The following is a 24082-nucleotide window of genomic DNA, read 5'->3' as shown; positions in this document are numbered from 1 at the left end:
GTGTCCTTGACCGTTCGGCGCACCGAAACTATCAGTAAAAATAACGCGGGAAATATTTTAAAGGTGCATCATGAATATTACACAACTTGCCCGTCTACCATTTTCCGGCAATGGCGCCTGGTCAGAGCTGCGGCGCCTTGAGCTGTCTATTCCGTTCCTGGCGTGGGTGGTGGTAGTGCCGATGTCGTTTCTGCCGCCGGTGCTGCTCTACTATGCCGGCACGCAGTACGGAGACGCCTTCATGCAGGGATTCGGAGGCAAGGAGTGGCGGTTCATCACCACGATCCTTTTCCTGGCAGAGTTACTCACGTTCTTCGTGATGGGCTGGCTGATCCACGCCGTCATGGGCAGTCATCAACTGAAAATCAGTTATCAGGATGCCTATTTGCTGGCTGCAATTGCGCCGCTACCGCTCTGGCTGTCATCACTGGCACTACTGGTGCCTGTGCTGGCAGTCAGCGTTGTGGCGGTCTTTGCCGCCTTGTTCCTGTCCTGTGCGCTGGTGTACCAGGGCGTTCGCTCATTCTGCGAGCGAAGCGATAATGATGTGGTGGTTATGTCCGCCACCTACACCGTTATGTCGGCGTCTTTGCTGGCATGGGGCGTGCTGATGGCGATGGTTTGGGCGTTCTGATCACGCCGTGTGGGGCAGGACGCCAAAATAGATGGCACTGAAGTGGCAGGCGCTGCCGCCGATTACGAACAGGTGCCAGATCGCGTGCATATAAGGTATGCGGTCGGCCAGATAGAAGGCGACACCGGCGGTGTACACAATGCCGCCGGCAATCGTCAGGTTCAGGGCTGTTTCACTCAGGTTGGCCACCAGATCGGATGAGGCGAATGTGATCAGCCAGCCCATGGCCACGTATATGCCAACCCTTGCGAGCTTGAAGCGGTTCTTGAAAATAACCTTCAGAACCACGCCGGTGATCGCCAGTGACCAGATTACCGCAAACAGTGTCCAGCCCACCGTGCCACGCATATTCACAAGCAGAAACGGCGTGTAGGTGCCGGCGATCAGCAGAAAAATGGCGCAATGATCAAGGGTTTTGAACGCCCTTTTCAGTTCTGGCCGTTGGGCACCGTGGTACAGGGCAGAAGCCAGATAGAGAAGAATCAGGGACGCGCCGAAAATACTGAAACTGACAATCTTCCAGGCATCTCCGAATTGACTGGCACCCACGATCAATGCGGCCGTGCCAATCACGCTCAATATCGCGCCGAGCCCGTGAGTGGCGCTGTTCAGCCACTCTTCAATGCGGTGATGGTTATTCTTTGCGGGGGATGGAGTTGCTGTCACTGAGCGGTCTTCCGTATAAGTCATGGCCATAAAATACTTCAGCGTACACCTGTACGCAATGGCTGATCGTGAACATCCTGTGACCCTGTTCAGAAAAACTGAACGACCTGTCGGAAAACTTCCGATTTCTCTCGAGTCTGCCACTGGTTAGCATGCGTTTATCCGATCACAGACAGAGGAGGTTCTCCCGATGGCAAAAGTACTTGTGCTCTACTATTCGATGTATGGCCATATCGAAACAATGGCAAACACCATCGCCGAAGGCGCCAAAGAGGTTAGCGATGTAGACGTCACGATCAAACGCGTACCGGAAACCATGGCCGATCAGGCGTTTCTGGGTGCCGGCGGCAAGGCGGACCAGGAAGCCCCGGTAGCCGATCCGAAAGAGCTGGCAGAATACGACGCCATCATCTTCGGTACGCCCACCCGGTTCGGCAACATGGCCGGGCAGATGCGCAACTTCCTGGATCAGACAGGCGGTTTGTGGGCCGAAGGCAAGCTTCATGGCAAGCTGGCCAGTGTGTTTACCTCCACAGGCACCGGTGGCGGGCAGGAGCATACCATCAGCTCATTCTGGACCACACTGGCCCACCACGGCATGGTCATTGTGCCCCTGGGTTACGGCATCCCGGAATTCTTCGATATCTCGGAAGTGAATGGCGGGACTCCCTACGGAGCGTCAACTATCGCAGGCGGGGACGGCTCACGGCAGCCCAGCGAGAAAGAGCTGGCGATTGCCCGCTTCCAGGGTAAGCACGTTGCCGAGCTGGCAGTAAAACTGCACGGCTGAATCTGAAGTTTTAGCAAAGCGTTGAGCGTTTTTCAGGGCAGCAGGCGAGAGCTTGCTGCCTTTTTTATGCGGTATCCGGTTGGCTTCAGGGCCGGCTCTTCGCAGTTGCGGTTTTCAGGCGGGAGAAAGTCGCCGGCACAACACCGAGCCATGATGCCAGTTGATTATCTGGCACCCGTTTAACCAGTTCCGGGTATTCTTCCAGCAACAACTTGTAGCGTTCTCTTGCCGGCATGGTGTGCTTGCGGAATTCTCTCATACTGGTCAGCTCGGCAATTTCTTCCGTCAGGGCAAGGGCGAACCGGGGCCAGAGCCCTTCTCCGTGAGACTGGATGGCGGACCGGAACACAGCGAAGTCAGCAACCCAGGCCGTTACCGGCGTTACTGAGGTCAGGCAGAGGGTGTTTCGTACGGTTCGGCTGCGGCCAAAAACCGGCCAGACCATATCGCCTTCGGAAAAGAAGTGGTGTACGGACACTTTGCCGCTGGGTGCTTCCCGGAACAGCCGCATAATGCCGTACTGAATCAGGTAGACATTTGCCCAGGGCTTGTCGTGCTTTTCCATGGCAGTTTCGGAGTCAACCCTGCAAAGATGAAACAGGCGGGCGAGGTCTGCCAGAAACCGGGCGTCCGGATCGTTTTCATGCCCGGCCAGGCGAATACCGAAGACCCGGCTGAGGCCATTCAGCAGGGCAGCTGACTCCGGTGCGGCATCCTGCTGGATAATCTCCGGGTTGTTTTCTCCCAACATGCACGGGGCGGAGGAAACGTCTGGCCTGAAGATGCTGTTCATGGCGTTGACCCTGTTATGAGTGTCAGGTCAATTATGGTATCAGAGAAACATCTTTTGAAATGACTTAAATCATTAAGGCTTTTTCACTGAGTCGATAACGATCAATGACTGGTTCCCTCTTCGTAGTTGATCTTGTTCCAGACGTTATATTTGCCGGAGGGTTTGTTCATGGGAATCCGTTTCTCTTCTTTCAGGGTGTCTGCGTCGTAGACGACTACCGCACCGTCCTTGTCCCATATGCTCAGCAGCAGTTTTTCTCCGTAGCGGTCGAATTCTACATGGGCAGCAACCTTACCCGGTTCGGGCTGTAACGTTTTGACGATTTCCAGAGTCTGTTTGTCGATGACGTGAACCTTGTCCTTGTTGGGGCCGAAAAAAACGTCGACCCAGGCATAGCGGGAGTTTTTGTGGCTTCGCATAAAGAAACCCGGCCCCTCGGTCGGGAGGGTCTTGATGATCTCCCAGCTGTCCATATCGATGATGGAAACTGCGCCGGTGCGAAAGTGCGGGGTGGCCATCACCCGTCTACCCTGGTACTCCCAGGTAATGCCGGAGCCCAGATGTGGCATGCCCGGAAGGGGTAGATCGGCGACGGTTTCGCCGGTATCCAGATTGAGCACCAGACCATGGCTGCCGTCCCGGGCGGCCCCGATGAGATGGTCGTAGCCCGGGTCAAAAAAGAAGTCATCGAGCCAGGTGCCGGTTTGCATTCGTCGGACGTTGGCTTTGCCATCCTGCACACTGATCTCCCAGGCTTCAGGGATGTCCTTCAGGGCGGCAATGAAGCTGTCCCGCGGTGGAGCCGCGTACACGGCGCTGACCCGGGAGCTTGCGCCTGCGCCGTTCTCCACCGGGATGATGTCCATGAGTTCGAGATTGTTGGCGTCGAACAGAACCAGAGTATGGGGCAGATAATTGGCTGCCATGACGTGGTCGCCATCGGCCGAAATGGCGATGTTGCGCATGTTGATACCGGCGCGTACTTCCGCGACCACTTTCAGGTTGTACAAGTCGTACTTGGTTATCCAGCCGTCCCGTGAGCCAAAGTAGACGTAGCGGCCGTCGGGACTGTATTTCGGTCCGCCATGAAGGGCGTAACGGCTCGGGAAGCGGTGGACAGGTTCCATCCTGTCGCCGTCGAGAAGGGTAACGTGATGATCGCCGATCTCCACCACCAGAAACAGGTTCATCATGTCGGCCTGGTAAGCCGGCTTATCTGGCAGAGAGCCCTGTGGGTGGGGCAGTAAATGGCTGCCCAGAATTTCGGGCCGGCCCCAGGTCGGCGGGCTGGCGGGCGGTCGGTAAATAAAATCGGCCAGTGCTGTTATGGATTCCTTGCCGAGAACATCGGCAAAGGCCGGCATCTGGGTGGCGGGCCGGCCGTTACGAATGGCGTGCTCGGCCTGCGGCTTTTTCAGCCGTGACAGATTATCCGGCAGCAGGGCCGGGCCCATGCCGCCAAGACGATCCTGTCCATGGCAACTGGCGCAGTGTTGCTGGTACAACAACTCGGTTTTCGGTGAGGGCGTCGCTTGCAACGAGGCTGGCGCCAGCAGACTGAAGGCCATAACCAGTCGGGCGATATTGTGAATCCTCATGCCGGCCTACCTCCCGCACTGGCTGCAGTGGCCTCGGGCTGGCCTATGCACCAGCCGGCTGCGGTTGGCTGGGCCAGTTTCTCGGCCAGCCGGACAACTTCACCAACAATGATCAGCGTCGGAGGCTGGAAGCCTTCACGAGCGATCGTAGCCTCGAGTTCCAGCAACGTTGTTACTGTCATGTGCTGTTGTGGCGTGGTTCCGCGTTCCACAAGAGCCACAGGGCAGTCACCCGGCAAACCATGGGCAGTAAGTTCCCTGACAATGGTGGGGGCGTTGTGGAGCCCCATGTAGAACACCCGGGTCTGGCCGGGCGCCGCCAGTACACGCCAGTTCAGTTCCAGGGACTGGTCGGCCTTGCGGTGGCCCGTTACGAAGGTGACGCTCTGGGAATAATCCCGGTGCGTCAGCGGTATGCCGCAGTAGGAAGCGCAGCCGGCGGCGGAGGTTATGCCGGGTACCACCTGGAAGTCGATATGATTGTCCACCAGGAACTCCGCTTCCTCGCCACCACGGCCGAAGATGTACGGGTCCCCGCCTTTCAGTCGGACAACCCGGCGTTGTTTGACTGCCAGCTGAACAAGCAATTCATTGGTGTCTTCCTGTGGAACGTAATGGCACCCGCTGGCCTTGCCGACGTGAATGCGTTCGGTCGCAGGGTTCACCAGCTCCATAATCTGTGGCGAAACCAGGCGGTCGTAAACAATGGCATCGGCTTGCTGTATCAGCATCAGGGCCCGCAGGGTCAGAAGCCCTGGGTCTCCCGGACCTGCTCCAACGATGGCTACCTCACCTGCCCGCAAGGGTTGTTCCGCCAACTGGAACTCCACCAGGCACTTCTTCCTTTGGCTGGTTGTCATGATGATTGTCCTTACAGGTTGTGAACCGGAATCTCGATGACCGGCGCGGCAACCCGCCGGGGCATGTCGAGCACACCGATTTCTTCATTGGTGAGGTAACAGCCAGGGTCCTCTTCCCAGAAGTCACCGGAAATGTTGTAGGCCCGAACCCGGGTGTTGCCATTGCAGATGGTCAGGTAACGGCAGTCGGCGCAGCGCCCCTTGACCGGGCGTGGGTTCTGGCGAAAGCCTGTCATCAGTGAGTCACTGGCTTCTGACCAGATCTGTGAGAACGGTGTGTTCCGGACACTGCCCAGGTTGTAGTCCCACCAGAAGGTGTCGGGATGCACTTCCCCCAGGTTGTCGATATTGGAAATGTTGACGCCTGAGGCGTTGCCGCCCCACCAGGTCAGCCGTTGCTGAAGTGCCGGGACCTGATCCGGGTAGTGTTCTGCCGCCCATTGCAGCAGGAAGGGGCCATCCGCATCGTTGTTGCCCGTTACGTATTCCCGTTCGATGCCTCTCTGGAGCTCGTCATGGCAGTGATCGAACATCAGGGTCATGGCCTCCCGGGTCATGTCATACCAGGCGTCCCGCTTGCGGTTGCGCCCGCCTCGGCCGGAATAGTTCAGATGGGAAAGGTAGAACTTGTCGATGTCGTGCTCATCCAGCATCTTGAGCATGTCCGGCAACTCGGGAAAGTTGTCCTGAGTCAGCGTGAAGCGAAGGCCCACCTTTATGCCGGCGCGTTTGCATAGCTCCACTGCCTTCATAGAGGCGGCGAAGGCGCCTTTCTTCTGGCGGAACTCGTCGTGGGTCTGTTCCAGGCCGTCGATGCTGATGCCCACGTAGTCGTAGCCGGCGTCCGCTATCTGATGGATTTTCTCCTCGGTAATCAGCGTGCCATTGGTGGAAAGGCCGACATAAAAGCCCATGGCTTTGGCGCGGTGGGAGATGTCAAAGATATCCGGGCGCATCAGCGGTTCGCCGCCTGAAAGGATCAGCACGGGAACTCCGAAAGCCTTGAGATCGTCCATCACCGTATAGACCTCATCGGTGCTCAACTCGCCCTTGAAATCCACATCGGCGGAGATGGAATAGCAGTGTTTGCAGGTCAGGTTGCAGCGGCGAATCAGATTCCAGATTACGACCGGGCCTGCGGGTTTCGGAACCGGGCGCACAGGAGCCGGACTCATCAGGCTCTTGATGTAGCGGGTCATTCTGAACATGGTGCTCCCTCTCTCATGATTTCCGCAGCCGCAGACCGGTTTTTTTAAGGATGGCCGAGCTGAAAAGAATGGTGTGGCCTTCGCAGGTGTCTCCGAGCAAGTCGTGAATCTGCGAAGCCTTGTCTTCAACTTCTTCACGGCTGGTACCGTGAACCATGGCAAACAGGTTGTAGTTCCAGTAGGGCAGGTGTCGCGGCCGTCGGTAGCAGTGGCTGACAAAGGGCAGTTCACCCACCTGCCGGCCCATGTCAGTGATGGCGTCGTCGCGGACATCCCAGACCGTCATGCCATTGAAGCGGTAACCCAGCCGGTAGTGGTCGGGCACCGCGGCCACCCGCCGGATAACGCCGGCGGTCTGCATGCGCTGAAAACGGGCCAGGATCTCGTCTGCGGGTAATCCCAGTTCTTCGCCCAGAGCTCCCCAAGGGTCCGGCACCAGAGGCAGGCCGCTCTGGGTCGCCAGGATCAGTTTCCGGTCCAGCGAGCAGAGCACATAGCTGTGGTCAGACCGGGAAGTGGAGATGAACATGGAACTCTTCCTCCTTGGGCATGTTGTAAACGGGATAGCCCGTGGCGGATTCAATTGCGGCGATAACCCGGGCTATGTCGTCCGGCGCTTCCGTTGCCAAGACAAACCACATGTTCAGTTCATGTTCCCTGCGGTAGTTGTGGGCCACTTCCTCAAAGGCGTTAACCTTCGCGGTGATGCTGTCAAAGTCCTGTTCGGGAATGCGCATGGCGGCCAGAGTCAGCCCGCCTCCCATTTCGCCGGCATGGAACATGGGGCCGAAACGCGTGAAAATGCGACGATCCAGTAGGTCCTGCAGGGTGTTCAGAACCGCTTCTTCGGCCATACCCAGCTCATTGGCTACCGCTGCATAGGGCGAATGCACCAGAGGCAGCCCCGTTTGCAACCGGTTAATCACAGCCCGCTCCACCTCAGTAAATTCGGGCGTTGTCACCAGGCTCTCAGTCATGGCTGACATAACGGCCTCCTCTCTGCCGGTAGGCTTTGGTGCTGAACAGCACCGCATGAGGTATTTGCTCCAGGCCGTGATCTTCGATCAGCGCTTTGAGCTGGCGCAGAACCCGTTGCCGGTCTACGCCATGAATCATGCAAAACAGGTTGTAGGGCCAGTCAGGGAGCCGGCGAGGGCGCTGATAGCAGAGCGTGACATACGATGTGCGAGCCAGTGCCTGACCCAATGCCTGCACCTGGTCTTCAGGGACATCCCACACCACCATGGCATTGGCGGTGTAGCCGAGCGCTCGGTGCCGGACAACCAGCCCGAATCGCTTGATGAGCCCATGGGCCTGCCACTGCCTGATGGCTATTATCACCTCCTGCTCTGACAGACCGGTCTTTTCAGCCAGCGCCTCATAGGGCCGTGGTGTCAGCGGAAGGCCAAGTTCCAGATGCCGCCGCAGCCGAAACAAACCCCAGGCACTAACAGGACCGGTCGAGGCGACTTCCGGCACCATTGCCAGATATTCCGGGCACTGCTGAAGAGTCACGAGAGCGACTCCCAGTCAATATCGAAGCCCAGATCAATGTGGTATGCCTCCACCATCGGTAACCGAAGCATTGGCAGTCTGAGCTGGCGCTCCAGTTCGTCGAGCCGTTCTTCCAGGGTGTCTTCATCCGGGGCGGTCATGACGAACCAGAGGTTGTAGGTGTGCTCGCGGGCATAGTTGTGATTCACCCCGGGAGCGCGATTAACTGTGGCAGCGACCAGATCCAGCTGCTCATCTGGCACGGCCACGGCAGCCAGCAGGCTCGCGCCTGCTCGGCTATGTTCGAAAACCGGTCCGACCCGGCTGAGAACCTGGCTGTCCTGGAGCGACTGAAGTCGTTCAATAACCTCCTCTTCGGCGATGCCCAGCTGTCGGGCTATTGCTTCATAGGGCCTGTCACAGACGGGTAGGTCTCGCTGGAAAAGGTTGATCAATTGTTTGTCTGTCGTGTCCAGTCTCATCAGTGATCTCCTCCGGGTCGGAACCGATCAATACACGTCGTGCTGGGTGTTGTAGACGTTGAACTTGCCGGTGGGTGTTACCAGCCGTTCATCGGTGATCACCTTCTTCAGCTTGCGTGTCTTATCGTCAACTACCACCAGGGCGGATTTCTTGTCCTGAGCGTTCCAGACCGAGAACCAGACCTCATCGCCCTTAACGTTGTACTCCGGCTGAACGACCCGCTTGGGCCCTTCGCCCAGGTCTGCCCATTCGGCGATCGGGAGCACGTCATAGCCGGCATCGAGGTTATTGATGTCGAACACCGCAATGCTCTGGCTCACGGCTTCGGCCGGGTTCAGGGCGGTATCAACCCAGAGGTTGGTGGATTTCGGGTGGGTTTTGATAAAGAGCGACCCGCCGCCCTGGCCATTCAGTGTTCTGACCACTTTCCAGGCCTTGTCCGGGTGATCTTCCGGGTCAGTACCGATTAGCTGTATGGTCGGATCGCCCAGGTGACTTGTGGCCCAGACCGGACCATGTTCAGGATCCACGAAGTTAGCGCCGCGACCCGGGTGGGGAATCTTGCCCACGTCCACCATGGCTTCCAGGTTACGGTCCTGGGAGTCGACCACAGCGATCTTGTCGGACTGGTTGGCGGCGGTCATGAAGTAACGCATGCTGCTGTCCCAGCCGCCATCATGCAGGAAGCGCGCAGCATCGATATTGGTGATGGAGAGGTTGTCCAGATCCTCGTAGTTCACCAACATGATCTTGCCGGTTTCCTTCACGTTTACGATAAATTCCGGGTGCTTGTGAGACGCGACAATGGCAGCGACCCGTGGTTCCGGGTGGTAATCCTGGGTGTCCACAGTCATCCCGCGGGTGCCGACGATTTTCTTCGGTTCCAGGGTCTCCCCGTCCATGATCACAAACTGGGGTGGCCAGTAAGTACCTGCGATCGCGAACTTGTCCTCATAGCCCTTGTATTTCGAGGTTTCGACCGACCGCGCCTCCATGCCGACTTTGATCTTGGCCACCGTATCCGGCTCCTCCATCCACAGGTCGACCATATTCACCAGTGCATCGCGACCGATAACAAACAGGTACCGGCCGGAGGCGGACATGCGTGATATGTGGACCGCGTAACCCGTGTTAATGATGTGCGCGATTTCATGGGTATCGCCATCAATCAGGGCAATCTGTCCGGCATCCCGCAGGGTCACACTGAACAGGTTCTTAAGGTTCAAGTCGTTCATTTGCTTTTTGGGACGGTCTTCAGGCGGGACAACCACGTTCCAGGTCGCTTTCATTTCTTCCAGCCCGTATTCCGGAGGCTGGGGTGGTTCGTGCATGACGTATTTGGCCATCAGCTCCACTTCTTGCTCGGTCAGGTCGCCAGAGGTCAGCCAGTTCGGCATGCCCGCCGGTGAGCCATAGCTGATAAAGGCCTTCAGGTAATCAATGCCCCTTTCCTGGGTGATGTCGGTGGTCAGTGGCTTGCCCGTTGCGCCTTTGCGCAGAACGCCATGGCAGCCGGCGCAACGCTCGAAATAGATCTGTTTTGCTTTTTCAAACTCGGCATCGGTCAGGTCCGGGGCGCCCGGTGTGCGAACCACTTTCGCGGATTCGGGGTCGACCGCGCTGGCGGTGCCCTCATAAGCGGTTGTCGAAGGATCGGGATCCTTGGGCGTGGCCTGGACAGTCATCACTCCGAAGGAAGCGACGGCGACGGCCAGTGCCAATGGTTTGAACAGCAGGTTTGATACTCTCATCAGGTTCTCTCCTTGGATTTAAGAGTCCCTGTAGGTTTCGCTTCTTTGCTCTCATGGTCATTGATTAATATCAGATATATGTTAAGTGGCTGCGCTATACCCAATGCTAGGTAATCCAAAATAGTTCTGGATCTGAAGGGCTCTATTAACAAATATCAAGGATGAGTGTTATTGCTGTCTTCACGATGTGGCTGGGACTCGGGAGGATGTAGCGTGTGAATGGCTTTTGGCGGGAAGCGCAGATGCGAATGCTGATTGTGGCACTTCTTTTTTTAGGGTTGAGCATACTGTCCGTCACTGTTTTGGGCGACGACAACACAGACCGGAATGAGAGCCTTGCCCGTCTTGCCAATCTTGTGGTCCAGGATTGTGGCTCTTGTCATGGACTGACCCTGAGAGGAGGTCTGGGGCCACCCTTGCGGCCAGAGAATCTCGACCACCTTCCGGTAGAGGCCATTGCCGCCATTATCCGGGAGGGGGTACCAGGCACAGCGATGCCACCCTGGAAGCCATTGTTATCTCCGGAAGAGATCCACTGGATCAGCGAGTGGTTGAAAACCGGAGTACTGTTGTCGCCCTGATGGCCAACCTGGAGGAATAATCAAGCATGAGTCCGACATTCAAGTTGCCCGAAAAACTGATCCTGGCGTTGTTCCTGATCTTGGGCCTGGCCGGGTGTCAGACGTTCCAGGGATCGGCGGGGGCAGGGCCTCATCCTGAGCTCATGGGAACGGGTGATCTGGGCCTGATTATTGAACGCGCTTCTGGCTCAGTACTGGTCATTAATACTTCCCGCCACCAGATTCTCGGGCGAGTCGAAGGGTTGGGGGATCTGTCTCATGCATCGGTTGTCTATTCCAGGGACGCCCGATACGGCTATGTATTCGGAAGGGATGGCGGGCTCACCAAAGTGGATCTGCTGACCCAAACCATTGCCGATCGCATTATCCAGTCGGGTAACAGTATTGGCGGCGCGATATCTCAGGATGGCCGCTTTGTGGCCGTGTCCAACTACGAGCCGGGAGGCGTGAAGATTTTTGACAGCCAGACGTTGGCGCTGGTGACGGATGTGACCGCTAACTACACCAGTGGACACAGCGAATCGGGACAGTCAAAAACAGTCGGTCTGGTAGACGCGCCGGGTAACCAGTTTGTGTTCAGCCTGTTCGAGGCCGGTGAGATTTGGACCCTCGACATGAGTGATGGGTCGGCCGAGCCCACCCGCTTCAAGGCGGGCAAGTCACCTTACGACGCGCTGATCACCCCGGATGGCCGTTATTACATTGCCGGTCTGTTTGGTGAAGACGGCCTGTCTATGCTGGATCTGTGGAACCCGGGCCAGGGTGTGACTGAAATTCTTCCGGATTATGGCAAGGGCGAACAGAAACTTCCGGTGTACAAGATGCCCCACCTCGAAGGCTGGGCCATCGCCGACGGCCGGGCTTTTGTGCCGGCCGTCGGTCACCATCAGGTGCTGGTAGCAGATACGGACACCTGGTCCCTGATTGATCGGATTCCCGTACAGGGCCAGCCGGTGTTTGTGATGGCCAGTCCGGACAACCGCCAGATCTGGGTAAGCTTTGCCCACCCGACCAACGATGTGGTTCAGGTGATTGACTCACAGACCCATGAAATTATCCGTACTCTGGAGCCCGGTGACGCGGTTCTGCACATGGAATTTACCCCCCGTGGTGAGGAAGTGTGGGTGTCTGCCAGGGACAGTAACCGGGTAACCGTCTACAGCACCCGCACCCTGGAGCCGGTTGCGACGCTCAGTGCCGAAAAGCCCAGTGGCATCTTCTTTACCAGTCGGGCCCATGCCCTGGGTCTCTAGAGTGTGGCGGGCGGCGTCTGTCGCTCTACTGGCAGGCCTGTCGTGTGCAGCGCAGGCGGATAATGGGGATACACGGATTGTGCTCGGCGTTGAGTCCGCCACCAGCGTGACCGATGTGGCGCACTACCGGCTGACGGAGTATCTGCGAGAAGAAGGGTGCCTGGCCGATCTCCGGTTTAACACGCAGATCCAGAGCCTTGCACTGGCGTTCCTGCCGGTCGCTCCGGAGGGGCGCTCGCCGATCCTGGCGGCCGTTAACCGGAATGGGCAGCTTCCGGTTCCCGTCTGGGTAACGCGCAGGACGGCCGGTGTGAGGCATATCCGAGACCTGCAGGGGCGTGACCTTGCGACGGTTGCCGGCACAGATCCCTTGGGCGCCGGGCTGCCTCTGGCGGCGCTGAAAGAACAGGGCTTCATGCCCGGCGCGGAGCAGTTGTACGAAGCCGGTGACTACAGCTCTGCTTTGGGCCTGTTGCTTCACAACAACACCCATGCGGCGGTTTCAGAGTTGGGCTTTGTGAGGCCGTTTCTGGCCGGGAACAACCTGTTGGTGAGCTGGCAGGGCAGGCCGGTAGAGGCGGCTGGCTGGTACCGTCAGGCTGGCTGGGGCCAGGCGGCAATGGTTTGTGAGCGGGCATTGCTCAGGTTGCAGCGGGAAGATGACTCGCAGACATTTGTTATCTTCCCTGAATGGGTATTTGGCTTTGCCTTGCCCGACAAACAGTTTTCAGAGGATTCAGTGCAATGACGTTTTACCAATCGGTTGGCAACGAAATCGAGCTCTTTCAGGCGGCGGCAACCAACGGTTTGCCTGTGCTGATCAAGGGCCCTACAGGCTGTGGCAAAACCCGCTTCGTCCGGTTCATGGCCGAGAAGCTCGGGCGACCGGTGTATACGGTTGCCTGTCACGACGATCTGACCGCCGCTGACCTGGTAGGGCGCCACCTGATCGGGCCCGAGGGCACCTATTGGCAGGACGGCCCCTTGACCCGGGCGGTGCGTGAAGGTGGCATCTGCTACCTTGATGAGGTGGTGGAAGCCCGCAAGGACACCACCGTGGTTCTGCACCCGCTGGCGGATGATCGCCGTGAGCTGCCCATCGAACGCACCGGCGAGGTGCTGAAGGCGGCTCCGGGCTTTATGCTGGTGGTTTCCTACAATCCGGGCTACCAGAGCCTGCTCAAGGGCATGAAACCCAGTACCCGCCAGCGGTTTGTTTCGATGAGTTTCGACTACCCGGGCGCGGAGGCGGAACAGACCATCGTGATCGAGGAGTCCGGCTGCAACCGGGAGCTGGCGGAGCAACTGGTCAACCTGGCCCGGTCGGTCCGCAATCTGAAGGATCATGATCTGGAAGAGGCGGCGTCGACACGCCTGCTGATTCATACCGCGCATCTGGTGCGTGCTGGCGTTCCGGTGAGTGACGCCTGCCGGGCGGGGATGATCGAGCCGTTGTCGGACGACGAAGCAACTGTCAGTGCACTCATGGAGGTGGTCTATGCCGTATTCGGGAGGTCAGACGAAGGCCAGTAGTGGAGCCGTCGTTCCTGTTGCCTGGTACCTTTTGAACCTGCTGGCTCTGCCGGTTATCGGCTTCGCGGTGCTGGCCTGGCTGTTCCTGAGCTCTGAACAGGCACCGGCCTTGCGGCGGGCCCATACCCGGGCATCGTTTTACATGTCGATTATCGGCGCGGTGCTGATTTTCTCCGGCATCGGGGTGTTCTGGCTGCTGTTTGGCAATACCGGTAACTTCTGGACGGGCGCCATTGTCTGGGCAATTGTTCTGCACACGTCGTTCGTCTTGTGGGGGATGATCGCGCTGGCTCAGGCGATTGGTGACAAGCCGCCCTATTTTCCACGACGTTTTCTGTGAAGACGGGGTGAAGACGGGGTCAGATGAACGCTTTCATCTGGCCCCAAGTTCAGCCCATGGCATGAAACCCCGCAACGACCACCACCACGACCGGCGCCCAGGCCTGGGCGGCAACTCGCCAGCCAACTGGTGCATGGCGCATTTCCATAAAATGATCGACCAGCAGAACCGCTTTCACGATCACCAGTGCAAAAACCAGCCACACGAGAACAGAAGCATCCGCACCGGCCTGCATAGCAATCACAGGCGTCATGGTGCAAACCATCAGGGCGATGTAAACCGCTAGCATCGAGACTCCTCCTTACGCCAGAACATAAAGCATCGGGAACAAGACCAGCCACACCAGATCCACCATGTGCCAGTAGGATGCGCCAGATTCCATGCCGTTCATGTCGTCGCCGTTGTAGTCGCCTCTGGTGACCTTTACCGCCAGAACCACCAGGATGATCTGGCCCAGGACCACGTGCATGAAGTGGAAGAAGGTGAGGAAAAAATAGAACATGAAGAAGGTGTCGGTCCCCACGTTGTAGCCGTTGCTGTAAAGGTCTGCGTACTCCCAGAGTTTGCCAAAGGTGTAGATGCCCGAAGCCGCGATGGCGCCCCATAGCAGTGGGGTGACGCCTCCCTGACGATCGCGCAGGCGGTGAACGGCGACGGCCACCAGGTAACTGGCGGTGATCAGGCCGACCGTATTGATCAGGCCGGTCCAGGGATGCAGTACCTCTCGGCCGGCGCTGAAAGTGTCCGGATCCAGGCTGCGGGCGACGCCGAAACCGATGAACAGAATTCCGAACACCGCCAGTTCCGCGAAGATGAAGAACCAGACGGCGAGGTCGCCGGGCAGGTGGTTGGGTGTCGGGGCAGATGTTTGCATCGGTCTCAGCGGGTCAGGTTCATGTAGAGTTTGGGCAGCTGGAGCGGCAGCTGCGTCGGATCCTTGATGACCACGAAATGATTGCTGCCAAAGACATAGGGCAGGTATTCATTGGCGTCGTCATCAATGGTGACGCAGAAGGGGTCAGGCCCGCCTTGTGGGCTTCCTGCACCGCCATTCGGGTGTCCTCCACGCCGTAGCGGCCCTCGTACAGGTCCAGGTCATTAGGTTTGCCATCGGTAAGCAGCAGCAGGATTTTCTGGTGTTCGTGGCGCCCCTGCAGCAAACGGGTCGCCTGGCGTACGGCAGCGCCCATGCGGGTGTAGTAGCCTGGTTCCAGCGCCTGGATTCGGCCCCGGCTGATGTCGTTGAAGGGTTCGTCGAAGGACTTGATGTGGTGGAACCTTACGTGGTCCCGGCGGCGTGAGGAGAAGGCAAAAATCGCAAAGGGGTCGCGGCTGGCCTGGAGTGCTTCGCTGAGCAATTGCAGACCGTCCCGGGCGATGTCGATCACCCGTTGGCTGTTGTTGATGAAGGTGTCCGTGGACATGGAAATGTCCGCCAGAATCAGGCACGTAAGATCCCGCTGGTTTTGCTTGCAGCGGCGAAACAGTTTCTGGTCGATAACACCGATGCCACGACGGTGCTGGACCTCCCGCTCCATGCAGGCGTCCAGATCCAGCTCCTCGCCCTCGGTCTGGCGGCGCTCCCATTGCCGGAGCGGCTTCAGGGCGCTGAACTGCCGGCGCAGCCTCATGGCGGACCGGGACAGGTGGTCGGGCAGGCGGGTCGGCACCGATTCTTTACTGAGCATCGGCTGCAGGCAACAGAACTTCTCGCGATAGCTCTGGCTGCGCCAGTCCCACTCTGGCAGGTGAATGCCCGGGCCCAGGTGCAGGTCGTCATTCTCCTCGGACGGCAGGTCCAGATCGAACTTGATGGCCGACGACGCCTCGCGGCGGTCTTTGGAGACGGAGATCATATCCATGTCATCGGCTACGGCGTCGGCGTCGTCTTCCTCGGTATCGTCACCGGCCCGGTCCACCGGGATAAACTCGCTCCAGGAAAACAGGCTCTCCAGCCGGAACAGCATCAGGCCCTGATCCTTATCGAACGCATCGACCCGTTCGGCCCGCCGGCGCTTGCGTTTTTTCGCCAGACCACCCGGTGTGGATGTCAGGTTGTCATCGCCGATGATCTGCCCGGTCACCTTGCCCAGGGCGAGGGTAGGGTAAAGCCAGATAACCACGGGCCAGGGATCGGATTCAGCCCGTGGCAGGGAGGCCACGCTACCCGGATCAATCAGCGCCTGTCGGATGGCCTTTTCGCGTCGACCTTCGGCTGGAGGCAGGCTACCGGGATCCGGTCGCCATTGCAGGGTATGGCGCACCAGGCGCTGGTATACCGGCTCCAGCCCCGGCCACTTGGCCAGCAGGGTCTGGACCATGGCCTGATTGCCGGTCAGCCAGTCGGAGTCGGTCAGTTCGCCAAGAGACGCCAGGGCCGCCAGCCACAGATAGAGATCGCGGTTGACGGAACGGGAGGGGAACAGCGCCAGCCGTTCGGGCAGCCTCAGGCTCTGCTCATCCCGCCAGGCCAGCTCGAATTTCCGGTGGGTGCCGGCCAGTTTCTGCAGAAACCGGCGGCGGGTGCGAAAATGGCGCGGCTCTGCGGTCACGAGGCTGAGCGCCGGGTCGCCGCCCAGGGCCCGGAACAGCACGCCCAGGGTTCGTGCTTCGTCTTTCAGGTGTACCGCATGCTCCGGGAATTCGCCCATCGCCTGCCGGGTAATGTATTCGTGCCACTTGAAGCCGACCCATTCTTCCATTGGAACTCCTCAGACCCGGGCGCTGTGTTGGTGGGTGGATGGATCAACCTGGCGAACGGGAATCAGCACGGTCTGTTTGCCCGGTTCACCCGGCTCCCAGCTCAACAGGGAGCCGTCCGGATTGTTTTTCTGAACCTCCCGGCAGGCGCTGACGCACTGCAGGCATTGGGTGCAGGTAAATTTTGCCCGCTTGTGGCTGCGGGTCGGTAGCCGCATGGGGCAGGCCTCATCGCAGGCCCTGGTGCAATCGCGGCAGGCGGCGGCCCGCTTGGTATCAAAGGTGACCACGCTGCCTTTGCCATTGGTCATCCAGGCAATGCTCTGGACCACGCCGAAAGCACAGCCATACTTGCAGAACAGGTGCCGCGCGAAGAGGAAGTCCAGAGTAAAAAGAGTCGTGGCCACGGCCAGAAACACCGCCGGATAAAAAGCCAGCTGGCCGGTCACCAGATCGATGTACAGTGGAATGGGCGGCAGCAGGTAAGACAGCATGGCCAGGGCCCAGGAGAACCCGATCAGTGCGCACACCAGGCCCAGCCCGGCCCAGTGCAGGGCCTTGCCACGCCTGCCTTTGCGTAGCGCTTCGTAAAGGGTGGGTCTGCCGGTTACCCGGGTCATCAGATGGTTGATGGCCTCCACTACCGAAAAATGCGGGCACAGCCAGCCACAGTAGATCCTGCCCCATTTCCAGGCGATCCAGAGCACCAGTGGTACCAGCAGGGTAATGGGAAGTATGAACCAGACCAGGATCTGCCCGGCTACCTCTGTCGGTGAACTCTGGCTGACCCAGGCCAGCTCAAGATTGAATGACAGCGGAAAACCCAGCAGCACAAAGTGGGTTTCGGTAAGATCGTAGCGAAAAATATTGAGCACCGGTGCAAGCAGAAACAGCCCGAAGAAGGCGGTGCGTGTCAGCAACCGCTTCTTCTGGAGGGTGTCCTTGTTCGGGATCGTCTGCGCATGCACGGTAAACATCCGTTGAAGGTTATGCGGGCCGGAGCGCCTGCTCCGGCCCGCCGTTTTCACGCTTCCTGAGTGGCTGGTCCGCGGACTTCTTCAGCCGGGGCCGCCTGGCCCTTGATGAAGAAGCTGCCGAAGTACACCACCAGGCCCGCCATGAAGAAACAGCCGGCGACCAGGCGCATCCAGTAGAACAGCGCAATATTGTCCTGGGTGGCCATAAACGACAGTGCTTCACCGCTTTCCGGAAGTCGCTGCAGCCAGACCTGCAATACGCCAGCGCCGGTCAGGAACAGCGTGATGAATACCATGGAGATGGTCATCAGCCAGAACCCCCACATCTCGACAATCTGCGCGGTATTGCTGTTGCCGTAAGGCCGGCCCCGCATTATGGGAACCGCGTAGGAGATGATGGTCAGTACTATCATCACGTAGGCGCCGTAGAACGCCATGTGCCCATGGGCTGCGGTAATCTGGCTGCCGTGGGTGTAGTAGTTGACCGGCGCAAGGGTATGGAGGAAGCCCCACACACCAGCCCCCAGGAAGGCCATAACCGCAGTACCCATAGCCCACAGCATGGCGGCCTTGTTGGGATGATTGCGCCGACGCCGGTTAATCATATTGAAGGCAAAGATCACCATCATGAAAAACGGCAGGGGCTCAAGGGCAGAGAACACAGACCCCAGCCACAGCCAGTATTCGGGTGGGCCGATCCAGAAGAAGTGGTGTCCGGTGCCAATGATGCCGGTAATCAGCGCCATGGCGATGATTACGTACAGCCATTTCTCGATGACTTCGCGGTCAACACCGGTGAGCTTGATCAGAACATAGGCCAGGATCGCGCCCATGATGAGTTCCCAGACGCCTTCAACCCACAGGTGCACCACGAACCACCAGAAGTACTTGTCTTGAGTAAGGTTGCCCGGGTTGTAGAAAGAAAACATCCACAGCACGGCAAGGCCAATGAGACCGGTAATCAACACAATGTTGACCACGGTTTTCCGACCTTTCAGTGCCGTCATCATGATGTTGTAGAGAAATCCGACGACAACCAGCGCTATGCCTATTTTGGTAATCGTGGGTTGCTCAAGGAATTCACGCCCCATTGTTGGCAGCAGCTTGTTCATCGTGACATCCGCCAGGGTGGCGTAATCCACAAACAGGTAGCCAAGAATGGTCAGCGTACCTGCGACCGCGAAAACCCAGAACAGAATCCAGGCAAGCAGCGGGCTATGCAGCTCGGTCTGTGCTTCTTCCGGAACCAGGTAATAGGTTGCCCCCATAAAGCCGAAGAGCAACCAGACAATCAACAGGTTGGTATGAACCATCCTGGCAACGTTGAAGGGGATTTCCGGAAACAGAAAATCACCTACAACGTACTGGAGACCGAGGATCAGGCCGAACAGAATCTGGCCGGCAAACAGAACCAGGGCAAAGATGAAGTAGGGCATTGCTACCCTTTGGGATTCGTATTTCATGTCTTTTCCCTCAGCCTTCGATGTTGGGTGGCCAGTCGTTATCGTCAATCTTTGAAGTCCACTCCAGGAAGGCAGCGAGATCTTCGATTTCCTGATCGGTCAGATTGAACTGGGGCATCTGGCGGCGGCCGGGTACATTGGTGGGCATGGCGTTCATCCAGGCGTTCATGTACGCCTGGAAGACTTCGCTGTTCCCTGCACCGCGGCGGTCGAATACGTTGGCAAGTTCCGGCGCAAAGTACGCACCTTCACCCATCAGGGAGTGGCAACCCACACAGTTGTTGTTCTCCCAGACATGTTTGCCACGAACCACCTGATCGGTGAGTTGGTCGCGGTTGTCCCTCTCGGGCATCGCCCGAATCTGGGTGTCAAAAGTCAGCGCCAGAAACAACAGGACGAAGAATGCACTTCCCCCCAGATAAATGTTCCTGGCCATGCTTTTGGTAAAGCGCTCGGCCATGGGTCTCTCTCCTTGGTCTTTGTGAAATACCTGACTGCCCTGCTAGGATATAAAGATGCATCCATAATACTGTTGATCATTGTCAAGCATGTCCGGATATTTCACCATTGCGCCAGGGAGTTACCTCCGGAGGGGTAGGTGATAGACTCGAGCACCTATCGCTGGAAGTTTCCCCTTTCCTCACGGAGTCCCGATGGCCGCTGCATTTGCCCTTTTCTTCAAGCTTATCCCGCTCTATGTAACGGTTGCATTGGGCTGGATTGCCGGTCGCTATCTTGAGGCCAGCGGCCGCCACATTGCCGGCATAATGCTCTATATCGTGACGCCGTCCGTGGTGTTTTCCGGAGTTATGGCCGCGCCGCTTTCTCCGGAAGTCATCCTGCTGCCCTTTCTGGTATTCGGAATCTCTTCTGTTCTGGGAATCGTGCAATTAAAGCTGGCAAAGCGGGTGCTCTCCGATGGCAGTGCCAACATCATTCCCCTGTGTGTGGGTTCCGGTAACACCGGGTACTTCGGTGTGCCGGTGGCATTGTTGCTTTTCGGGGAAGAAGGGCTTGGGCTCTATATTGTGTGCATGTTGGGCACCACGCTGTTCGAGAACTCTGTAGGCTTCTATCTGGCTGCCCGGGGCCGTTACAGCATCAAGGACGCACTCTGGCGGGTGTTGAAGCTCCCGTCGGTATACGCCTTCCTGGCGGCAGTCTTCCTGAATCTGGCGGGTGTTGGTATTCCCGATATCTTTGTGCCGCTGTTCGATAACCTGCGCGGCGCCTACAGCATTCTGGGCATGATGATTATCGGTATGAGCATCACCAGCTTTCGTGGCCTGGCGGGCAATGTCCGTTTCACCGCCCTGGCATTCTTCGGGAAGTTCGTTGTCTGGCCCTTGGTTGCCATCGTGTTCTGGTGGGTTGATGCAACACTTCTGGGCATATATGAACCGGCGGTACACAAGGCCATGTTCCTGATCTCGATCACCCCGATTGCCGCCAATACCGTGGTTATCGCCACGTTGCTGGATACTTCGCCAAGGCAGGCAGCGGGTACCGTATTGCTGACCACGCTGTTCGCCCTGGCGTTTATCCCGGTGATGATTTCGCTGGCGTTCTAGTATCGGGTTACTAGCGGCTGCTCGAGGGCGTCGCCGTCGGTTCCGCTTCGCTGGCCCTGGCTTCTGCGATATCGCTCCGGGCATGGCGCACCACACTGATACCGGCCGTTATAGCCAGCGTGCCCATGATGGCGGCTACAATCAGGTCTGGCCAGGCTGTCCCGGTCCCGAACACACCAAGGGCGGCTACCATAACAGCGATGTTGCTGATGGCATCGTTGCGACTGCATAGCCAGACAGACCGCATGTCGGAATCGCCTTCACGGAATTTGAACAGCATGGCGGCCACGCTCATGTTGGCAGCAAGCGCCAGCAGGCCGACGGCTCCCATGGTCAGCGGCTCCGGGGTAATGTCCGCCTGAACCACCCAGATGGCACGGCCCCATACCACCAGGCCGAACACTGCCATGGTGATGCCCTTGACCATGGCTGCGCGACCGCGCCAGAGCATACCCATGGAGAGGACTGTCAGAGACAGAACGTAGTTGGCGCTGTCGCCGAAGAAATCGATGGCATCCGCCATCAGAGAGACCGAGCCGGATGACAGACTGGCGATGCCTTCCACCACGAACATGGCCAGGTTCACCCACAAGGCAATCCATAATGCTTTGCGAAAGCCCGGGGCAGGGGATTTGGGTTCGGGGGCGGAGCAACTGCACGCCATAAAGACCTCCTTGGTTCAGATAGTCTTATTGAAAACCCTGTAGTAGCTATAGGGTCAACAGTTGCTGCAGAAATTTTTGAGATTCGTCAGTTCTGGCGAGTCCCATGGGTGCCGGGTACGTGGTTGTGGCGGTCCTCGGGCTCTGGAGTATCAAACTCCGTGCTAAGCCCGCCAAGAATGCCGCATTCGCGCACAGTGCGCCCATCGGTACAGGCTTCTTGAAGCTGCTCGAGAGTTTCTTCAAGGCTCGCCAGCTCCTTGAGCCGTTCCCGTACGTGATTCAGATGGCGCGCCAGCAGGGCATCGACTTCGCTGCAATCCGCTTCCGGTTGCTCGGCCAGCCGGATCAGTTCGCGGATCTCGTCCTGGGCCATGTCCAAGTTGCGACAGCGCTTGATAAAAAGGAGGCGGTCCAAATGAGCATTGCGGTAAGAACGGTAGCCACTGTTGTCCCTGTCCGGTTCCGGTAGCAAACCGATTTTTTCGTAGTAGCGGATGGTTTCAACAGGAATGGCCGTTGTCTTTGCAAGTTCACCGATTTTCACTGCCTTATCCCCCCGGTAGTACCCGGAAAATGGACCGTTGCCTTGAATCCTCCGGTCGAGCCGGAGCTGAAATTCAGGGTACCACCATAGCGGTCTGTAATCTCCCGCACGATGGCCAGCCCCAGGCCGTGCCCCGGCGTTTGTTCGTCCAGACGCAGCCCTCGGGTGCCGAGGGTGTCCAGCGCGTCGGGAGGAATTCCGGGGCCATCGTCCTCAACGGTGATGGCAAATCCTTTCCCATCCTCTTGCAGGCCAAGCTCAACGAATCTGGCGGACCACTTGCCGGCATTGTCCAGTAGGTTGCCCAACACCTCGTTCAGGTCGTGCTCTTCGATAGGCCAGCGTCGTTCTTCGGTCAGTACGGTCGACATTTCAAAGGATTTTGCCGGATACAGCCGGCCGAGCATCCAGAGAAGGTCCCGGGCCTGCTTCAGAGGATAGGCGCTTTTGCCAACCTGTGGACCAGCGAACCGGCTGCGCCGCATTTCTGCTTCAAGTTGTCTGTCGATATCATCGAGCCTGCTGGCCATTTGTTGTCTGAGATCGTTGGGGAGGGGGCGGTCAGTATCTTCCAGAATCTGGCGAACGGCAGCGATGGGCGTTTTAACGCTGTGGGAGAGATTTGCCAGCGCATCCCGGGAACGCTCCAGCCGCTGGTCCAATGAGTCGAGTAACTGGTTGAGTTGCAGAACGAGAGGTTGGAACTCCTCGGGGGCCCTGACATCAATCCGCGATATCTCGCCATCCTGCAGTCGCTTTAATGCGGCCTTGAGGCTCACCACGGGGCGCATGGACAGGTTGATGCCCAGCCAGAGAACGCCAACCAGCAGCAGGATCAGCAGCAGGGAAACAACGGCCGTCCAGGCGTGAAGCTCGGCCTGGCTCCGGCTCAAGGCACCCAGGTCCTCGGAAACGATCACCACGATGGGCTGGTCGTCCACGCGAAAGGACTTCCTGTAAGCAAGGATATCCGAGGGCGCCTCCGCAATTTCGGCGCCACTGACGCGCAGTGTACCTTCCTCGCCGGACTTCACCAGTGGCATCAACAACGGCGCCCAATTCTCGGGGGAGATAATGGTCCGGGTGTCGGAATGGATAACGAATGCGTGGTGAAAAACTTCCTGGAAATAATCACCGGTCTGTAGGGTGTCCAGCCGACTACTGGAATCGCGAATCTGGTGTTCCAGAAAAGCGACTTCGTCTTTGAGCCGGGTTTCCACAAATTGGCGGGACATCCGGTCAAGGAGGAGCCCGTGCACCAGCCATGCGAGGGCCATCAGAAGGATGCCGCCCGGCAGCAGCAGTGCCAGTAGGGTTCCCCTGATTGATACCGGTTTCTTAAACGAGGTCATTAAACAGGTACCCCTGGCCACGTCGCGTCGAGATGGTATCCGTGCCTACCAGTTTCCGGAGTCTCCGAATGTAGGCCTCGATGACGTTTTCGCTGGGGTTGTCATTCAGGTTGTAAAGTTGCTCCATAAGCTGTTCTTTCGAGAAAACATGCCCTGGCCGGCTCATCAGGCAACGCAACAAGCGGAATTCGGTTCCTGTGAGGCTGTGTTCCGTGCCATCGGCCAGTTTCAGGCTTTGGCGATTCTCGTCCAGTTCGAAATGGCCGGCCTTTACCAGTGAATGCACCCGCCCCTCGCTACGGCGAATGATGGCGTTCAGCCGCGCAATCAGCTCCTCGGTCTGGAAAGGTTTGGCCAGGTAATCGTCGGCCCCGGCCTTCAGACCGTTCACTTTGTCCTGCCAGTCGCCGCGGGCGGTCAGAATCAGCACCGGAAGGCTGATGCCGCGCGTTCGCCATTTCCGAAGCACGTCCAGGCCATTTGCGTCCGGCAGCCCGAGGTCCAGAACCACGGCGCGATATTCTTCCTGATCGGCCAGCGCTGACGCTTCTCTCGCGGTGAAGGTGGCATCCACGCTGAACCCGGCCTTTTCCAGTTGGTTGGTTAGCCCGTCCGCAAGCAGTCGGTCATCTTCGACGAGCATTAAACGCATGTGTGTCCCCTTCCTACAGGTATTGCAGAGCGTGCCAGTGTCGCGCTTTTACCTGAACCCAGCCTGAACACTAAATAATTGGTCATTTTCAGAAAGGATTCAGGTTGGTGCGCGATGGTATTCATCGTTTCTGGATATTGCTCAAGTTTCGAAGCAAGCCATGGGTAATTTGAT

At 58.2% G+C, this 24082-nt stretch carries 26 protein-coding genes and 2 pseudogenes; 8 read left to right on the top strand and 20 right to left on the bottom strand.

Annotation, left to right across the window (positions count from 1 at the left end; genetic code table 11):
* Window positions 1-70 precede the first annotated feature (70 nt).
* Window positions 71-634 carry a Yip1 family protein gene (locus tag A8B84_RS16660; protein ID WP_064227568.1) on the top strand — a complete coding sequence of 188 codons (564 nt, stop codon included), beginning with the start codon at window positions 71-73 and terminating at the stop codon, window positions 632-634.
* On the opposite strand, the gene trhA is transcribed toward A8B84_RS16660, so the two are convergent.
* Window positions 635-1324, bottom strand: a complete 690-nt coding sequence (trhA, locus tag A8B84_RS16655; protein WP_064227706.1) for a PAQR family membrane homeostasis protein TrhA — start codon at window positions 1322-1324, stop codon at window positions 635-637.
* A gap of 166 nt (window positions 1325-1490) precedes the next feature.
* Here trhA and wrbA point away from each other — a divergent pair, with 166 nt between their 5' ends.
* Window positions 1491-2090, top strand: coding sequence for an NAD(P)H:quinone oxidoreductase (wrbA, locus tag A8B84_RS16650; RefSeq protein ID WP_064227569.1), 600 nt, complete (start codon window positions 1491-1493; stop codon window positions 2088-2090).
* 85 nt (window positions 2091-2175) lie between these two features.
* Here wrbA and A8B84_RS16645 read toward each other — a convergent pair whose 3' ends face one another.
* From A8B84_RS16645 to A8B84_RS16605, 9 genes and pseudogenes are all read right to left on the bottom strand, one after another.
* Window positions 2176-2883, bottom strand: coding sequence for a Crp/Fnr family transcriptional regulator (locus A8B84_RS16645; RefSeq protein WP_064227570.1), 708 nt, complete (start codon window positions 2881-2883; stop codon window positions 2176-2178).
* A gap of 101 nt (window positions 2884-2984) precedes the next feature.
* Window positions 2985-4481 carry a nitrite reductase gene (locus A8B84_RS16640; RefSeq protein WP_064227571.1) on the bottom strand — a complete coding sequence of 499 codons (1497 nt, stop codon included), beginning with the start codon at window positions 4479-4481 and terminating at the stop codon, window positions 2985-2987.
* Window positions 4478-5314: pseudogene (gene cobA, locus A8B84_RS16635) on the bottom strand (uroporphyrinogen-III C-methyltransferase); the annotation flags it as partial. The pseudogene cobA and the gene A8B84_RS16640, both read right to left, overlap by 4 nt.
* A gap of 38 nt (window positions 5315-5352) precedes the next feature.
* Entirely contained in the window at window positions 5353-6549 is a 1197-nt protein-coding gene (gene nirJ / locus A8B84_RS16630) for a heme d1 biosynthesis radical SAM protein NirJ (RefSeq protein WP_064227573.1), read from the bottom strand.
* Window positions 6550-6562: 13 nt separating this feature from the next.
* The gene (locus tag A8B84_RS16625) at window positions 6563-7078 is read right to left on the bottom strand and encodes an Lrp/AsnC family transcriptional regulator (RefSeq protein ID WP_064227574.1); all 516 of its coding nucleotides are present in this window, start codon (window positions 7076-7078) and stop codon (window positions 6563-6565) included.
* The gene (locus A8B84_RS16620) at window positions 7053-7535 is read right to left on the bottom strand and encodes an Lrp/AsnC family transcriptional regulator (RefSeq protein WP_082905201.1); all 483 of its coding nucleotides are present in this window, start codon (window positions 7533-7535) and stop codon (window positions 7053-7055) included. The genes A8B84_RS16625 and A8B84_RS16620 overlap by 26 nt, the downstream gene beginning before the upstream one ends.
* Window positions 7519-8031: an Lrp/AsnC family transcriptional regulator gene (locus A8B84_RS16615; RefSeq protein WP_064227575.1), complete on the bottom strand. Its 513-nt coding sequence runs from the start codon at window positions 8029-8031 to the stop codon at window positions 7519-7521. The genes A8B84_RS16620 and A8B84_RS16615 overlap by 17 nt, the downstream gene beginning before the upstream one ends.
* Window positions 8032-8060: 29 nt before the next feature.
* Window positions 8061-8525 carry an AsnC family transcriptional regulator gene (locus A8B84_RS16610; RefSeq protein ID WP_064227576.1) on the bottom strand — a complete coding sequence of 155 codons (465 nt, stop codon included), beginning with the start codon at window positions 8523-8525 and terminating at the stop codon, window positions 8061-8063.
* 27 nt (window positions 8526-8552) lie between these two features.
* On the bottom strand, window positions 8553-10277 hold the full coding sequence (locus tag A8B84_RS16605; protein ID WP_082905200.1) for a nitrite reductase: 1725 nt from the start codon (window positions 10275-10277) through the stop codon (window positions 8553-8555).
* Window positions 10278-10519: 242 nt separating this feature from the next.
* Between A8B84_RS16605 and A8B84_RS16600 the strand changes: the two genes are divergently transcribed.
* The 5 genes from A8B84_RS16600 (at window position 10520) to A8B84_RS16580 (ending at window position 13984) form a co-directional block, all read left to right on the top strand.
* Window positions 10520-10858: a c-type cytochrome gene (locus A8B84_RS16600; protein WP_064227577.1), complete on the top strand. Its 339-nt coding sequence runs from the start codon at window positions 10520-10522 to the stop codon at window positions 10856-10858.
* A 59-nt stretch (window positions 10859-10917) separates the two neighbouring features.
* Complete coding sequence (locus A8B84_RS16595) at window positions 10918-12111, top strand: cytochrome D1 domain-containing protein (RefSeq protein ID WP_413772182.1); 1194 nt, start codon at window positions 10918-10920, stop codon at window positions 12109-12111.
* A gap of 79 nt (window positions 12112-12190) precedes the next feature.
* The gene (locus A8B84_RS16590; RefSeq protein WP_227512668.1) at window positions 12191-12859 is read left to right on the top strand and encodes a hypothetical protein; all 669 of its coding nucleotides are present in this window, start codon (window positions 12191-12193) and stop codon (window positions 12857-12859) included.
* Window positions 12856-13644: a CbbQ/NirQ/NorQ/GpvN family protein gene (locus A8B84_RS16585; protein WP_064227580.1), complete on the top strand. Its 789-nt coding sequence runs from the start codon at window positions 12856-12858 to the stop codon at window positions 13642-13644. The genes A8B84_RS16590 and A8B84_RS16585 overlap by 4 nt, the downstream gene beginning before the upstream one ends.
* A complete protein-coding gene (locus A8B84_RS16580; protein WP_064227581.1) occupies window positions 13610-13984 on the top strand; it encodes a hypothetical protein in 375 nt (124 codons plus the stop codon). The genes A8B84_RS16585 and A8B84_RS16580 overlap by 35 nt, the downstream gene beginning before the upstream one ends.
* Window positions 13985-14033: 49 nt before the next feature.
* Here the strand turns inward: A8B84_RS16580 and A8B84_RS16575 are convergent, their stop codons facing one another.
* The 6 genes and pseudogenes from A8B84_RS16575 to A8B84_RS16550 all read right to left on the bottom strand — a co-directional run bounded on the left by A8B84_RS16575 (window position 14034) and on the right by A8B84_RS16550 (window position 19584).
* Complete coding sequence (locus A8B84_RS16575) at window positions 14034-14273, bottom strand: cytochrome C oxidase subunit IV family protein (RefSeq protein WP_064227582.1); 240 nt, start codon at window positions 14271-14273, stop codon at window positions 14034-14036.
* A 12-nt stretch (window positions 14274-14285) separates the two neighbouring features.
* Window positions 14286-14858, bottom strand: a complete 573-nt coding sequence (locus A8B84_RS16570) for a cytochrome c oxidase subunit 3 (RefSeq protein ID WP_064227583.1) — start codon at window positions 14856-14858, stop codon at window positions 14286-14288.
* A 5-nt stretch (window positions 14859-14863) separates the two neighbouring features.
* Window positions 14864-16686, bottom strand: a pseudogene (locus A8B84_RS16565) (nitric oxide reductase activation protein NorD).
* Between the two features lie 9 nt (window positions 16687-16695).
* Complete coding sequence (locus A8B84_RS16560; protein WP_227512669.1) at window positions 16696-17652, bottom strand: 4Fe-4S binding protein; 957 nt, start codon at window positions 17650-17652, stop codon at window positions 16696-16698.
* 56 nt (window positions 17653-17708) lie between these two features.
* Window positions 17709-19124, bottom strand: coding sequence for a cbb3-type cytochrome c oxidase subunit I (locus tag A8B84_RS16555; protein WP_064227585.1), 1416 nt, complete (start codon window positions 19122-19124; stop codon window positions 17709-17711).
* 10 nt (window positions 19125-19134) lie between these two features.
* Window positions 19135-19584 carry a c-type cytochrome gene (locus A8B84_RS16550; RefSeq protein WP_064227586.1) on the bottom strand — a complete coding sequence of 150 codons (450 nt, stop codon included), beginning with the start codon at window positions 19582-19584 and terminating at the stop codon, window positions 19135-19137.
* A 193-nt stretch (window positions 19585-19777) separates the two neighbouring features.
* Here A8B84_RS16550 and A8B84_RS16545 point away from each other — a divergent pair, with 193 nt between their 5' ends.
* Window positions 19778-20695 (top strand): AEC family transporter, encoded by a 918-nt coding sequence (locus tag A8B84_RS16545; protein ID WP_064227587.1) that lies wholly within the window; start codon window positions 19778-19780, stop codon window positions 20693-20695.
* 10 nt (window positions 20696-20705) lie between these two features.
* Here A8B84_RS16545 and A8B84_RS16540 read toward each other — a convergent pair whose 3' ends face one another.
* The 4 genes from A8B84_RS16540 to A8B84_RS16525 all read right to left on the bottom strand — a co-directional run bounded on the left by A8B84_RS16540 (window position 20706) and on the right by A8B84_RS16525 (window position 23908).
* On the bottom strand, window positions 20706-21359 hold the full coding sequence (locus tag A8B84_RS16540) for a cation transporter (protein ID WP_064227588.1): 654 nt from the start codon (window positions 21357-21359) through the stop codon (window positions 20706-20708).
* An 86-nt stretch (window positions 21360-21445) separates the two neighbouring features.
* Complete coding sequence (gene cadR, locus A8B84_RS16535) at window positions 21446-21904, bottom strand: Cd(II)/Pb(II)-responsive transcriptional regulator (protein ID WP_064227589.1); 459 nt, start codon at window positions 21902-21904, stop codon at window positions 21446-21448.
* Window positions 21901-23256, bottom strand: coding sequence for a sensor histidine kinase (locus tag A8B84_RS16530; protein WP_064227590.1), 1356 nt, complete (start codon window positions 23254-23256; stop codon window positions 21901-21903). The genes cadR and A8B84_RS16530 overlap by 4 nt, the downstream gene beginning before the upstream one ends.
* On the bottom strand, window positions 23243-23908 hold the full coding sequence (locus A8B84_RS16525) for a response regulator transcription factor (protein WP_064227591.1): 666 nt from the start codon (window positions 23906-23908) through the stop codon (window positions 23243-23245). The genes A8B84_RS16530 and A8B84_RS16525 overlap by 14 nt, the downstream gene beginning before the upstream one ends.
* Window positions 23909-24082 lie beyond the last annotated feature (174 nt).

It is taken from the genome of Marinobacter sp. EhC06 (genome assembly GCF_001650915.1).
GTDB lineage: Bacteria > Pseudomonadota > Gammaproteobacteria > Pseudomonadales > Oleiphilaceae > Marinobacter.
Note: the sequence above shows the minus strand (reverse complement) of the source record. Positions and strands in the feature narration are given on the sequence as shown.